The following is a 14,932-nucleotide window of genomic DNA, read 5'->3' as shown; positions in this document are numbered from 1 at the left end:
AACTACAACCGTGTCACTTTCTACGTAGAGATACATCCCACCCTGTCATTCCCTACAGTGAGGAACGAACGTGATAGGGAATCTTTCTTTTACTTCGATCTACAATTTCGACCGCATTTACCTCATCGACCGCATCTAACGCATCTAACGCATCTAACGCAACTCAATACTCATGAACTGGCTGTGCGGATCCAACACATAGTCAGCAAAGGGTTCGCAGTATCCAAAGCCAAACTTTTCGTACAGGTTACGCGCGGCCTTAAAGTAGTCTTCTGAGCCGGTCTCTAAACTGATTGTTTGATACTGGCGAACGGTTGCTGTGTCTATTACATGCTGTAACAGTTGGCTTGCAACACCTGACTTTCGAGCAAACTGTGAGGTTCTCATTGATTTCAGTTCAGCATGTTGTGCATCAAGCTCTTTAATCGCAACACACCCGAGCAGTTGGCTGTCTTTCCAAGCGCTGAAAAAGGTAATTTCTGGCGACTTAAGTCCATCAAGATCCAATGCATGAACGCTTTCAGCTGGTGACGTGGCATACATATCGGCAAGGTGTTCTTCAAGCAATTCAACGACTTCCCCACCCGACAAGTCATCAAGCTTAATTTCTATTGATGTGCTGCTTTCCAATGCTGTTCCGTTGCCCATTGAATCCTGTGCTTTTATTTCTGGTTTCATTACCTCAACTCTCCTTGTTTAGTTCGCTTATTTAGCTTGAGTGATTTGGCTTTAATTACTGTCCTGCTTTCCTGATTGTTTCCTTTCCAAGAACTCCGTTTGAATCAGTAAAATTACTGATTAATCATAAAATTATAAATGCCATACTGACCTTACCTAGATAGCATATTTTTCTTATCTAGTCTCTTCATAAAAGTGTTCCACAATGCCTGTGTGGTCACTACGCCGAGGAACAACACCTGTTTCAATTTAACGAATAAGTAGCCAGGTCGATATGAGCATTCAATTAGATTTAACCACCACGACACCCTGCCAGAACTTCGATTCCGCGCAAGGGCGCATGACACTGCAAAATCACAGAATTATTGATGTCGACAACGAAATCGCTCAGATCTTTGGTTACCGAACCCGTGAAAAGCTGTTATTGAACGTTGAATTTGTTTATGCGTTAGTTCCTGACAGTTACCAAGAGCTAGCCAAGAAACGTTACTTAGAGGCCATAAAAGGCAAACTAAAAAAAGGAAAGTTGTACACCGATATTCCAGCCAATGGCCGCAACATCTCTATCTTTTGCCTATCACACATTATTGAACTCAATAGCAAACCCGCCCTCCAAGTCACTATCATCGACATCACATCCGTAGTCGAAGCTCAGCGCAAACGTAACGAAACGGATCGCATGTATCGCAAGCTACTTAATACATCGAAACAAGGGATCCTGATCCATAGAAACTTCAAACCTTTAATGGTCAACCAAGCGTGGGTAGAACAACAAGGTGCAGACTCAATAGAGCAAGTGCTTGCAATGGACTCCATCCTATCCATCGTACCTGAAGATCAGCGTTCAACGGCCATCAGACGCTGTGAGAACATTCTCAATGGCAATACACCCAACTTTAGTTCCGTGGTGTCTAACCAATGCTTTGATGGCACCCACAAATACTTCAACCTCTATGACAACGTGATTAACTGGGAAGGTGAAGACGCGATACAAGTGATCCTTGAAGAAGTCACCGATAAAGTATTACTAGAAAGGGAGTTGCTGCATCGAGCGATGCATGATGACTTAACGCATGTGTTCAATCGTCGTGCTATTTACGATTGGCTCAAGAAGCCGGTTAATCAGCATATGGCGATGTCATGTCTGTTGATTGATATTGATGACTTCAAATCGATTAACGATCGATTTGGGCATACCGTGGGTGACACGGTGATTAGGCACTTAGCAGACACCATTAAAACTCACATTGAGTTGTTAGGTGGCGTAGTTGGACGTTGGGGTGGCGAGGAGTTTATTGTGTTCATTCCAAAAGCGAAATCGACCCATACCAAAATCATCAGCGAACGAATCTGCCACACCTTTAACCAACATACCTTCTATGGCATTAATCGCCGCGCTTTTACAGCGAGCGTTAGTATTGGCGTTACCAACCAGTGCTTGTCCCACTCTGCCAACACCATTGATACACTGATTCGTGTTACCGATGATGCACTATATCGCGCGAAAGCGAATGGTAAAAACCAAGTCTCGATCAACGATGATGTGGTTTACTATGAAGCACTAGCTTGATCGCAGCTCCTTGTTCTCCTGCATAACCCACTAGTTCTCTCTCATAATCCCCTGGCTCTCCTTCACAATCCACTGGCTATCCTACATAACCCACCAGCTCTCCTTCATGTTCCTCTGGCTCTCCTGCATAACGCACCAGTTCTCCTTCATAATCCACCGCCTTTTTAAGCTTGCGCTAAATGAGTCGGCTAACCGTACAAATTGAGCACAGCCACACATAATTAAAGTACAGCCACCGAGAATTAAAGCACATAACTTGATCGAATATTTGATTGCGATTTCGACATTTCGGTATATGATGCGCCACCCTCATTATATCAGCTAACGCTGTAGGCACTTATGTCCGCCAATATGTCAGCTACTATTTCTTCCAACGCACTTTATACCGACCTATCCGGTTACTACGATTTAATGTGTGTTGATATTGACTATCAAGCGCAAAGTAACTGCGTACGTAGGCTACATCAAATTTTCGGAAATGGTGGAAAGACTCACCTCGACTTAGCTTGTGGCACTGGTCCACACGTTCGTCACTTTATCGATTTTGGTTACCAAAGCAATGGACTCGATCTCAACGCGCCAATGCTAGATATCGCTCAGGTTCGCTGCCCCGAAGCCAATTTCTCGGTGCAAAACATGAGTAGTTTTGAAGTGGCAGAACCTCTGGATTTGATCACCTGCTTCTTATACTCAATCCATTACAACGATGGTTTCGAGAAGCTAAAAGAATGTGTTGAGAGCGTACATCGCGCTTTAAAACCAGAGGGGATTTTCTGTTTTAATGTGGTGGATAAAGACAAGATCAGCAATGATCTTTTTGTTCGACACACCACCAATCTTGAACAAGATGATTTCACGTTCAGCTCAGGCTGGTATTACTCTGGCAAGGGCGACAAGCAGGCGTTAAAACTCAGTATTGAAAAGACAACAGCTGGTGAGACACAAGTTTGGAATGATGAACACCCAATGGTGGCATTCTCGTTTAAGGAGCTCATTGAAATATTGAAACCCTACTTTGAGGTTCATATTTTTGAGCACGATTATGACAAGCTGTTACCTTGGGATACCAAATCAGGAAATGCTCTGATCGCTTGTGTAAAAATTTAGGTAAGTCTATACCAAACGAATTAGCCAGATTCAAACACAGACAAAAAAGAACCCACACTCGCCGTACTCTTTATCGAGCATCCAGCCAGTGTGGGTTCTTTTGTATCAAGCTATCGGTGTTCAAACTCTCGATTAGAAGTCCGCAGTCATACCTACGTAGTAAGTACGTGGCTCTTCAACATAACCCATGCTCTCTAGCTCTTGTGATACCGCTTCGTCAGTCAAGTTAGTAATACCTGCGCGTACTCTAACCGAATCATTAATGTTGTATACCCCACCAATATTTAGCGTAGTGTAGGCTTCTTGAGTCAAATCAGTTTCGATATTACGCTCACCTCGGTAACGCGCACTAACAAAGGTGTTCAGGTCGTAAGTTGGGCTCCAGTTCAGTTTAACTAAACCCGAGTGCTTGTAACGCTCAAGCAGTTCTTCACCAGTAGACTTATCTTCAGTGTCTAAGAAAGTGTAGTTACCAGACACGCCCCATTCATCCGTTATTTGGAATTGGCCAGTAAGCTCAGCACCTTGAACCACAGCCTCAGACACATTGGTATAAGTACGTTTGCCTTTCACATAGCCAGTTGAGCTAGAACTATCGGCACACCCTTTACCCGATTCAAACATTCCGCCGTTCTCGCAGTAGGTTTCGTCACGATCAATAAGGTCGTTGATTTCATTGCGGAACAAGGCACCTTCAACGTTCCAACGAGGTTGGCTGTATATCGCTGCAATCTCATAGTTCCAGCTCGTTTCAGGCTTCAGGTCTTCATTGCCATATAAATCACAAGCACCTTTACAGCTGTTAACTGTGTAGTCGGCTTGGTTTTGAGTCAATGTTGGTGCTTTAAATGCTTTACCCACGCCACCCTTAATGATCAGGTCATTCGTTGTTTGGTGCACCAAGTACACTCGCGGACTGAACTCTTCACCGTACAATTCGTGCTTATCTAAACGACCACCGATGGTTGCGGTTAGTTGTTCAGTCATCAACCATTGGTCTTGAACAAATAACGCACCTTGATACGCTTCTGATGTGCCATTGACCAAGTTTTCTTTGTTGGTTAATTCGCTCAACTGATAGTCCATACCAAACGTTACGGTATGACTCTCACCAAGATAAGTCGTCGCTGATGCTTCTGCTATTTGAGTTAACTCTTCTACGTCACTGCTGTAGTTAGTATCAGAATCCGCAGCGTCGTTGTCGGTCACATTTTCGCGTGAGTAGCGAACTTGTGTATCACCCCAGCTCCAAAAGCCACTGTGCGTAATCGCTTGGCTCTGACGCACTACTCGTGTGTCAGACTCAATCACAGACGATACGTTTTCTGCAGATGATTCACGTTCGTCGTCACTGTAGCCAAAATCGAAATCGATGGTTTGGTTGTCTGTTGCATTCCATGTCAGGCTCGCGAGTAAGCTTAATGTCTCTCTTTCTTCTAACGCAGTAATGTCTGAACGATCGTAACCAGAGCTATGCGTACCAGAATAGGGTTGCCAAGCATCACGGCTAGTTTGGTTAACGGACAGGCGAGCAAACAACTCGTCTTCAATTAACGCGCCCGATGTTGTGAAGCCCATCGAGTACTCTTCTCCACCATCACCGTCTAACGGCGATGAAGTGTCCATGCTTAACGTAGAGCTCCAATCATTTTCTGGAGCCTTAGTGATGATGTTGATTGTACCGCCCATGCCATCTGAACCGTAAAGTGCAGACATTGGGCCACGGATGATTTCAACACGTTCAATTGAATCAGCAGGAATGGTCGATAGGTCGAAGTCGTTACCTCGGATGATGGCACTCGCCGAGCTTAGACGACGGCCATTAACCATGATAAGCGTGTAATCTGAATCCATACCACGAATAGAGATCATCTGACGGCCAGCACGTGTGCTATCAAAGTCAGATTCGACACTGGTTGATTCTGCAACGATGTCAGCCAAGGTAATACCAGGGCTGTCTTCAATGTCTTGAGCGGTGATCACTGACATTGAAGCCGGCGCTTGTTTTAGTGCCATTTCAGTACGAGTTGCCGTAACAACCATTTGCTCATCTGTTGCTTGCGCTTCTTCTTGCGCCAACACGTTAGCCGAAAGTGAGGTACAAATAACAGCGACTGCGATCGAAAGGGGTTTACGAACCAAAAGAGGCTTGCGAATCAAAAGAGATCTCTCAGACATGATATTCATTCTTATATGTGATTGGTAATGATAATGGTTTGCATTAAACAACCAGTTACCACTCTTATCAACGAAAGTTTCATACCAAAAATTGATTCTCGTTATTCAACTTTCAAATAATAAAACCAATACATATTCATTTTAATAGCATGACCTCAATAGCATTCACCACCTAGATAGATTGGGTGTATATCTCTTTAAATAAATCACGAACCCAACGACACATAGGGTCATTATGGAAACGTTTATGCCAATAGAGATAAACATCTTCTGATGGGCTTCTGATCGCTTTGGGAACGCGTTTACAAATTAAATCTCGTTGATTGGCAGCTTGTGTCGCAAATGGTGTCGGCAAGTGAAAGATGATGTCGGTCGTCTCCGCAATATCCGCAGCAATATTGAAGTTGGACAACTGAATTGGGATCGATAGTTGGCGCTGCTTATCAATCAAACCAAGATCTTTAAATCGACTTTCGATCGAGAGCTTCTTATCCCCTTGCAGTGAGATTTGGCCAAGTTGGCTATTCAACAAGTCATCAACGGTGATCTCTTTGTCCGCCAGAGGATGGTCTTTGCTCATTAATAACCGATAATCGCGACTGATTACGAACATTCGATACAGGTTTTGTTCAGAACTTAATGGCTCATGCGTCGACAACACAAAATGCGCATCACCGGATAACAGAGGCTCAAAGTGTCGTTTAGGAATCGAGTCGATATCGACAACCATATTCGGCGCTTGCTGGCGAATTTGTGCCACTACTTTTGGCAAAAGGTGTGAAACTTGAGGAACCAAACCAAAAAAACGAACCGTACTATCACTCGTTTGTGGTTCAAACACGTCTCCGTGAACCAGTTTCTCCAGGCGCGTAAGCACAGAGTTGAGGTCTTGTTTGATGACCTCTGCTTTCGGTGTCAATTCATAGCCATAGGCAGCTCGCACCAACAAATCATCGTTGAACACAGTGCGAAGTTTTTGTAGAGATCGGCTCACCGTAGGTTGGCTCATATCCAACGCCAACGCCGTGTTGGAAACGTGCTTCTCTTCAAGAAGGTGTTTAAGAATAACGAGTAGGTTTAGGTCGACTTGGGCAAGATTCATTATGCAAATATTCACAACAGAAAAAATTCAGTGTGCGCATAGTGCATCTACCACCTCATTAATACAATTGATAATCACTCTTATTTTGATCTAGAGCAAAATGCAGAACCGAGTTTGAGGTTAGGAAAGGTTTGAAGCTCTAAGTCAGAAATGTTTGAACATAAAAAAGAGAGGCACTGTGGCCTCTCTTTGATCGTCTGCTTTATATTGCTAACGCTGAGCTATCAGACTACAGCTTTGTCCAAGCATCTTGCCAGTATTGGCTATCTGCTGGAGCGTAAGACGCACTTGCACACCATGCCGTGTATGGCCAAGGCTTACATTCGTACAAGCCATTATCGCTGCCGACCACAATGTCACCTGCTGCGTAATTTGTGCCTGCTTCATATGGCGGGTAATCACCTGGAGGTGGAGTCGTTCCGCCACCGTCTTTAACAGCGAACGAATCATTTACCATCACCATTTCACCGTCAGATGCTTTACCGACCACTTCAAGTGCATATTGCCCTTCCGCTACATCGTACAAGTCCATGGTAATAGCGCGGCTGTCCGTTAAGTTAACCTGAGTCTGCTCAACCACAGTCCCTGCACTATTGAGCACCATAGCGGTAACATCTAACGCTTCATTTGATGTCAGTGTTAGATCTAAACGAACATTGCCGTTATCTGGCGCATATTCTGACTGAAGGCCTGAAACTGCAAGCTCTAAGTCATCGCCCGGATCTGGGTTACCACCACATGAAGAGTCTGAAACTTTTCTCCAAACACCCCACTCACCTGTTGTTCCTGGCTCTTCGCCGCGATTGTACCAACCTGCTCCCCACGTTGAACCGTCATGAGATACTTGGTCACCTTCAACATAAACGGTGTCGGCATCCCATGCAGCAGCACAGTTAGAACCATCCGTCACAGACACTTTACGGTCAGCGGTTACAGTTTGGTTCGCGCTGTCTGTTACGCTATACACAAGCGTGTAGTTGCCGATTTCATTTACATCAACACTACCAGTGTGTGTGATGGTGCTTGTTAGGTCGCCATCTTCAGCATCATTCGCCGTCACGCCAGCCATAGCATCAAATGCAGTACCCAACACAACAGTTGTGTCAGACACACCATTAAATACTGGCTTCTGGCTGTAAACCTCTACCGTTCTCGCTTTAGTGGTTTCGTTGTTATCGCTGTCTTGCACTCGGTAAGTTAAAACGTAAGTGCCAATAACACTGGTTTCAACGTAACCTTCAACATCGATTGATGACGTTAGATCGCCATCTTCTTTATCTGTTGCTGTTACGCCTTCCATTGGGTCAAACGTTGTGCCGTGAAGAACACGGGTATTTTCGACACCTTTAAGAACTGGCTCACCCTCGACTGGAGGTGGCGTCACTTGACCGTGTACAAATGGGCCGTAGTCTTTAATAAACTGCTCGTTGTATTGTTGACCGTTTTTGTTAGTGCCCATGTCCCAGTTGATAGACCAAGTCATTACACCACGCAGGGGTTGGCCTTGAGTCGTTAAGGTCTCGAACGCGTCGTATAAATCTTGAGGGTCTTGCACAAAGCCCGTCGCTGCAGCATCGATACTTGAAGGAATACCAAACACCAGCTTGTCATGAGGGATCTTGTGGAAGCCACGCGTTCCGTTGATAAGCGAATCAGAGATGTAGTAGATGAATTCTTCTTTTAATGCATCGTTGTTTTGAGCAATCCAGCCCACACCGTCAACCCAGATACCGTCGCCACCTTGGTTGTAGAACTGTGGGTTAATCCAGTCGTAGTAGCCTTCTAGATTATCGATATAAGGTACGTACTTGCCGCCTGTTGTTAGATACGGGAACTCAGGCGCCATAGTAATAAGGAAGTTTTTACCTTCTGCGCGGTAGTGATCTTTCACTAGCTTAAGTGCATCTGGAATCACGGTTTGGTTGTTTGCTGCGGTTACGGCTGCTTGTTCAAGGTCGATATCTAGACCATCGAAACCGTAACGCTCGGTAAGACGGATAATCTCATCAGCAAAGGCTCTTTCATCACCGGTTTCTAGCTCTACGTGTGCATCAGCACCACCCAAAGCCAACAGTACAGAGCGACCTTGCTTGTTGAGCTCAGAGATTTGGTCAATAAATTGTTCTTCTGAAAGCCCAATGGTTGGGTCCAGTTTAAAAGTTGGGATTCGACCATCAGCCACATCGTAAACCTTCATAAATGACACATTCACGATGTTATACATTGGGTTTACTTCATCCAGCGTCACACAAGGCGCATTACCACCTTGGTAGCCGCCACCGTCACACCAGTTGTGCCAATAACCGACCACGACACCAGAATCTGGATTCGTCATATCTGAACCATTCGCATAAACAGCGCCAGACATTGCGGCCATGCCGACCGATACAGCTAATTGTAGAGCTTTACGTTTCAACATTAGTCCCACTTCCTTACTTAACAGCTGTGCCAATCACAACCGAACCAATTCATTGTAATCATGAATATTTATAGAGAAGTAATGGAATTTATAGGAAAAGATGACCTTTGATTTAACTTGTGATTTTAAGTCACAGATTGAATATCAGAATCAATATGATTTTGACTTTTCATTCAAAATGAAATGCTAAAAGCTGTTATTTTCGACTGGACACATTGACCATGCAAATATTTAATCAACCTTAATTCACATAGATAATTAACCAAAAATATAAAAAATCACCAATAGGAAAAAACGAACTTTAAATCGACAAAAATCGATCCAAACACACCGTAATCACTGACCTCAGACCAGATACCATTGCGAGTGACATCACTAAAATAGCTTGGATATAGCCGTCATGCATGTGCTAGAGATACACACGTATAACGGAATATAGGAGTGAAAATTTGTGGAATTTTGGATGTATACCTCAGGAATTTTTCAGTTGACCCTCAGCACTAGATGAATAATATACATCCAATAGTGAAATAAAATTCACCTTATCAAGTTCATTAAGTTGATTAATACCAGCCGCTGCTTTTCTTCCTCCACCCGTTTCAAAGCTTGAGCAAATTTCGTCTGCACCCGTTCTGTTTGATAATGGCGCCCGTAAGCTCACCGTGTAAGACTCGCCATCTTGGTTTTTCGTTAATACTGCTTGCGCTCGGTTTGGATCTTGATTAACGATTTCATTGCCAAATACACCACTGATGCGCCTTGCCCACGTCTCACCTGGCAGTTCAAACACGCGTGCTACTTCACTTTCATAAACAGGAGCAAGGTTTGATAGCTGTTGACGATCATTTTGATAAGCAGCTCGTAGTCGATAAAACACAGAGTTTTTATCATCTAAAAGATCAAATGGGTTCGGGTATTGATAAAGGGTTTGGTAGAGCTCAATTGGCGTGAAATGCAAATCGCTTAATGAAGAACCGTAACCATTGTAGTTAACCAAGGTACCTAGCTCTTCTAAAAACTCTGTTTGAGATTGATTGAATCCATTTTCATCCGCTAGCCGCGCGGCCACTGTTTTCAGGTTATCACCAAAAGCAGCCGCGATTGCCCAAGCCACATGCGCACCATTCAGCTTCTGGTTAATCAGCAAGCTCGTGCAGCTCTCTGGCGCGGTATCAATCAGAGTATCTAAATGATCAGAAGTTGGTAAATCTCCTGTTCGGTGGTGATCGCAATAAAATACATTGATGTTGGCGTCTAGCAGTGAGTGCAATGCAGATAAGTTTTTCTCCATCGACACATCTAAAACGGTAACGGAAGAAATGTCACCTTGCTTACCCGGCTCCATAATTTGAGTAACAACTTGAGAGACCAACTTAATATCACGCTTTACACCTGTAATGAGCAGGCTCTCTCGTGGCTCACTTAATCGCAGCTGCAACAACGCGATTATGCCATCTGCGTCTCCGTTGAATACGTCGTAGTGCATGTTGTCCCTCTTCCTATAGATTTAACCGTTTGCCAGAAACGCGCCAATACGTTCGTTTATTCGATAGTCTGTCATTATTTTAGTTATATTTCACAGATACTTAAGTCTATTTTGGAATGCCTTATTCTCATTAGATTCAAAAGATAAACACATTAATAATATTGTATGACTTATATCACAGTAAAAGAACCTAAAAAGATTATAAAATAAGCGCCTCCCACTTAATGATAAAGAGACGAATGAACACTACCACCACTCTTGTTTATGACACTTTGAAAAGCCTTGCTGCTCACGCTCCTGAGCAACACGCCGAGATTCGCCAGCGTTTATATGAGCAGTTGAGCCTGCCATTTAACAAGCAGCTCTCGTTATACGCTAATGTGCTTGGTCCTATCAGCTCAGGCAAGTTAGCGGGATGCGACAATATTGATAAAGCGGTTGAACTGGCACTGGATGTGCTGGAAGGCCGAAATAAGTAATTCCCCTTTAAATACGTAACATAACGGCCCTAATCTTCCCCCAGATAGGGCCGTTTTTTTGTTCGCGCCTTCGGACTCGTGAATTTCAGGTGCAAAAAAGGCGCAGATGATCCACGCCTTTGGTTTAGTTTACTCTAAATGCTTAAGAGGTCTTGAACTGCGCCACCGCTTTATCCATCTCATGGGCTTGCTCTGCGACTTTATCCACTTCAACTAAGCAATGTTGCGCCGAAGCGTTGTTATCACTTGAGATGGTGTTTAACTCAGTGATTGAGTCGCTCACTTGTGCCATAACAGCACCCTGCTCTTCAATCGCTGATGCAATACGCTCAGAGTTACCTTGGATGCTTTCCATGTCGCTTAAGATAAGCTGCAGGCTAGCATCGAGCTCTTCCGAATCTTTCAAAGTAAGTTGGCCTTGTTGGTTACATTCACCAATCTCGGTCATAGAAGCGTTCATTTGACTTTGGATTGCCGTTACTACACTGGTAATTTCAGTCGTTGATTGGTGCGTTCTGCTTGCAAGAGCACGAACTTCATCGGCAACCACGGCAAAGCCTCGGCCTTGTTCACCGGCACGTGCTGCCTCAATGGCTGCGTTCAGTGCCAGCAAGTTGGTTTGTTCTGCAATGCCTTGGATGATGTTTACTGCATCGCCGATTTGATCAACATGATGGTTCAATGAGCTGATCGAATCTTGGCTGCTAGAAAGGCGTTCAGACAACTGAGTAATGTTGCTGATCGTATCAACCACCACTTCACGGCCTTTATCGGCATTCACTTTTGCTTGATGAACACCTTCAGCCGCAACTGATGTGCTTTCTGAGATTTCACCTATTGTGAGTACCATCTCTTGCACTGACGTTGTCATTGTAGAGGTGTGATTTGCTTGAACTTCAAACTGTTTGATTACTGACTCTAGCTCGTCATGCATGTTCGACGTACTTTGTGTCAGTTGCAGTGACTTAGATTGAGATGCCGCGATTAAGCCCTCCAATTGATCAAGCAATTGGTTGAAGTATTGGCCTAAAGTGCTGAGTTCGTCTTTGCCATCAAGGTGCGAACGAATAGACACGTCGTTAGAATCAACGATGTTGCGGATTACCGAGAGTAATGACTCAATCTTACCAATGATAGAACGGACGATTAACCAGCTGAACAGAATGATCGACACAAGTAACGTGACGCAAAGGATGTTGTTGATCAGCGATAGCTTGTCCATCTCTTGTTGGGTTTCTTGGTCTAATACCGCTGAGAACTCTTTAAATTGAGTTTCGATAGCATGAGAACCCGAACGAGCTTGCCCAAGCAGACCTTCGTTGTGCTTCAAGCCAATCACTCGCTTCTGTTCAACTACTTGACGCGCAGCATCTATCAAAGCAGTTGAGCTTCCAGCACTAGAAGTAATAGAAAGAACACTCGGATCGAACTCACCCTTTTCGATTAAGTCATTGAACAGGTAAAGCTCGATTTTTTGTTCAGCACTGGCTGTCGCGCTGATGTTATCGAGCAAAGCATGAAACTCGCCTAGCAAGCCTTTGTCACGTGCTAATCCATAGACTTCACTCGCTTTTACTAAGTTAACAAAGCTTGTGTGGTAGGTTTCGATATCTTCACGTAGGTGTGTGCTGTTGGCTAAACCTAAATCACTGAGCACCGCATTGAGCTCAGATTCAGACGCTAAGAATTTGTTGTAGTTTACGTCAAACTTGTCGAGGTATTTCATATCACTACGCAGCAAGAAATCTTTCTCGTTACGGCGAAGATTAAGTAGTCGCACTTCAAGTTCTTTGGTGATTTGTTTGGCTTCGCTCATTTGAGCTGTGGTGTCTGCAAATTGCGATGTGGTAAACAACAATGAAATCATGCCGAAGATGGAGAACATCCCCAACGAATAGAGCTTTTTCTTTATATTCATATACGTGGCTCGTCTTTACTAAATTAACTATGAGTATCTAATTGATCGCATCGAAGCATGGAATACAACTCGTGCGACCTGGTTATTGTTATGGTTATGGTTATGGTTTTTGTATCAGTAATGAGCACTAAATCTAGCGACTGTTCAGCCCACCAGCAGTGACATTCTCAATGGTATTCAAACAGAGAATGAATCTTTTCACTAAAGATAAAAGCATCAATAACACAAATTGAATACATGTACATTAGTTGAATGATAAAAGTGAGAGACAGCTATTTGACGGAACATAAACAGCCTGAACACCACGGCATACAAGGCATTGAATTAAAAGACTTTGACGCACATTTGGACGCATTATTTATAATGACATTTTTTTGGCTCTCCAGAAGAGCACGAGCGAAGCGCAATAGTGGAGGTTTTGACTTGGTTTTTAAACAGTGAATCCGTCTATTGATGATTGTACAGTAGAGCGTAAACGGAGAAAAAAATGGACCTACTCAATTCGAGTCAGGTCCATTTTTTGATTTTCTAGTCAATCGCTTTGCAGCTAAAGAGTTAGGGTGCGAACTCAAGGCTGACTAAAACGCTTTCACCATCTTGGTTAGGCACTTCAATAACACCGCTTTCTCATCTTCTTCGATGTCTTGTGTTAGTCCACTAACCAAATTCAAGTGAAGCTGATTGTGGTGAACGTGTATCTTCTGCCCTTCATCCGTCAAGGCAACCACAATCGCACGACGATCGGTTGGGTGTTCATGGCGCTCAATCAATTCAGCTTTAACCAACTTTTCGATTTGAACGGTAAGCGTACCCGTGGTGATACCCAACTTTTCAGCGAGCTCTTTCATTCTTAACGCGCCATGCATACCAAGCACTTCAATGGTATGTACTTGAGCAAGGGAATAACCTGTCTCTTTGACAACAGACTGCTCCCACGAAGACATTTTATCGTAGAACTCAGTCAGTATTTGGTTAAGCTGTTCTATATTTCGCATGGTCGTTTGAATGCACTTCAAGAGTAAGATGATTAATCTTATCAAACTTGGCGAGCATTTGTTTATATTCAGAGACGGTTTTATCACTGTTTGATTCAAGAGTAATCGCTGCTGAATAGTGATGCCCACTCACCTTCCACATGTGTAAGTCGGTTACGGCTGCGTAAGGAGCTAAAGCTTCAGTGATTCCGTTACGGTACTCATCATCAATATTTTGATCGAGCAAGATTGGACTTGTCTGCTTCATTAGGTTCATTGTCCATTTGGCAATCACGACAGCACCCACCATGCCCATTGCTGCATCTAACCAGTTCCAACCGTAAAACTTACCAAATAGCAGCGCAACAATCGCAAGCAGAGACGTCAGAGTATCCGCCAACACATGCATGTAGGCTGCGCGTAGGTTGTGGTCATGATGGTGCTCACCACGTTTATGACCATGGTCGCTGTCGTGATCATGGCTATGTGAATGATCGTGATTCTTACTATGATCATGGCCATGCTCGTGTCCGTGATCATGATGGTGATCGCCGAGTAAAAACATACTCACCACATTCACGGTTAAACCAATACAGGCAACGATGATCGCTTCATTGAACTGAATCGCTTGTGGGTTAAATAAACGATGCACGGATTCCACCAGCATCAATAATGCCACAATACCCAATGCAATCGCGCTGGTGTAGCCCCCTAGCACACTAACTTTGCCAGTACCGAAAGAGAAACGTTCGCTCTCGGCATGTTTCTTCGCATATCGGTATGCAAATAAAGTGATACCAAACGCTGCAGCATGCGTCCCCATGTGCCAACCATCGGCAAGTAACGCCATAGAGCCGTAAATAGTACCCGCAACGATCTCGACAACCATGGTGATGATAGTTAACAAGAGAACGTAGAAAGTACGCTTTTCACCTTGCTGATTGTGTGAAGAGAAGTTGTGTTGATGACGTGTTGGAAAACTCAAAATGGCGTCCTTAGCTGGTGTTTGTGGTTAGGGCTG

11 protein-coding genes are annotated in these 14,932 nt (G+C 44.0%); 3 read left to right on the top strand and 8 right to left on the bottom strand.

Translation table 11 applies throughout. From position 1 onward, the window contains the following. Window positions 1-153: 153 nt before the first annotated feature. Complete coding sequence (locus OCU90_RS08040; RefSeq protein ID WP_061024818.1) at window positions 154-678, bottom strand: GNAT family N-acetyltransferase; 525 nt, start codon at window positions 676-678, stop codon at window positions 154-156. 274 nt (window positions 679-952) lie between these two features. On the opposite strand from OCU90_RS08040, the gene OCU90_RS08035 reads away from it, so the two are divergent. Continuing rightward, the gene (locus OCU90_RS08035; RefSeq protein WP_061024820.1) at window positions 953-2,248 is read left to right on the top strand and encodes a sensor domain-containing diguanylate cyclase; all 1,296 of its coding nucleotides are present in this window, start codon (window positions 953-955) and stop codon (window positions 2,246-2,248) included. A gap of 351 nt (window positions 2,249-2,599) precedes the next feature. Beyond that, complete coding sequence (locus OCU90_RS08030; protein ID WP_061024822.1) at window positions 2,600-3,355, top strand: class I SAM-dependent DNA methyltransferase; 756 nt, start codon at window positions 2,600-2,602, stop codon at window positions 3,353-3,355. Window positions 3,356-3,487: 132 nt separating this feature from the next. Here OCU90_RS08030 and OCU90_RS08025 read toward each other — a convergent pair whose 3' ends face one another. The 4 genes from OCU90_RS08025 to OCU90_RS08010 form a co-directional block, all read right to left on the bottom strand. Then, on the bottom strand, window positions 3,488-5,533 hold the full coding sequence (locus OCU90_RS08025; RefSeq protein WP_061024824.1) for a TonB-dependent receptor domain-containing protein: 2,046 nt from the start codon (window positions 5,531-5,533) through the stop codon (window positions 3,488-3,490). Window positions 5,534-5,705: 172 nt separating this feature from the next. Then, the gene (locus OCU90_RS08020) at window positions 5,706-6,635 is read right to left on the bottom strand and encodes a LysR family transcriptional regulator (RefSeq protein ID WP_004733932.1); all 930 of its coding nucleotides are present in this window, start codon (window positions 6,633-6,635) and stop codon (window positions 5,706-5,708) included. Window positions 6,636-6,864: 229 nt separating this feature from the next. Then, window positions 6,865-9,054, bottom strand: a complete 2,190-nt coding sequence (locus tag OCU90_RS08015; protein ID WP_061024827.1) for an immunoglobulin-like domain-containing protein — start codon at window positions 9,052-9,054, stop codon at window positions 6,865-6,867. 472 nt (window positions 9,055-9,526) lie between these two features. Then, a complete protein-coding gene (locus OCU90_RS08010) occupies window positions 9,527-10,540 on the bottom strand; it encodes a hypothetical protein (protein WP_061024828.1) in 1,014 nt (337 codons plus the stop codon). A gap of 239 nt (window positions 10,541-10,779) precedes the next feature. Here OCU90_RS08010 and OCU90_RS08005 point away from each other — a divergent pair, with 239 nt between their 5' ends. Beyond that, on the top strand, window positions 10,780-11,019 hold the full coding sequence (locus OCU90_RS08005; RefSeq protein ID WP_004733935.1) for a PAS factor family protein: 240 nt from the start codon (window positions 10,780-10,782) through the stop codon (window positions 11,017-11,019). Window positions 11,020-11,161: 142 nt separating this feature from the next. Here OCU90_RS08005 and OCU90_RS08000 read toward each other — a convergent pair whose 3' ends face one another. From OCU90_RS08000 to dmeF, 3 genes are all read right to left on the bottom strand, one after another. Beyond that, a complete protein-coding gene (locus OCU90_RS08000) occupies window positions 11,162-12,886 on the bottom strand; it encodes a methyl-accepting chemotaxis protein (RefSeq protein WP_061024939.1) in 1,725 nt (574 codons plus the stop codon). A 629-nt stretch (window positions 12,887-13,515) separates the two neighbouring features. Then, complete coding sequence (locus OCU90_RS07995) at window positions 13,516-13,932, bottom strand: MarR family winged helix-turn-helix transcriptional regulator (protein WP_004733937.1); 417 nt, start codon at window positions 13,930-13,932, stop codon at window positions 13,516-13,518. Continuing rightward, window positions 13,910-14,896: a CDF family Co(II)/Ni(II) efflux transporter DmeF gene (gene dmeF, locus OCU90_RS07990; protein ID WP_061024834.1), complete on the bottom strand. Its 987-nt coding sequence runs from the start codon at window positions 14,894-14,896 to the stop codon at window positions 13,910-13,912. The genes OCU90_RS07995 and dmeF overlap by 23 nt, the downstream gene beginning before the upstream one ends. Window positions 14,897-14,932 lie beyond the last annotated feature (36 nt).

The organism is Vibrio splendidus (assembly GCF_024347615.1).
In the GTDB taxonomy this organism is placed as follows: Bacteria; Pseudomonadota; Gammaproteobacteria; order Enterobacterales; family Vibrionaceae; genus Vibrio; species Vibrio splendidus.
This window is presented reverse-complemented; position numbering and strand designations above follow the sequence as displayed.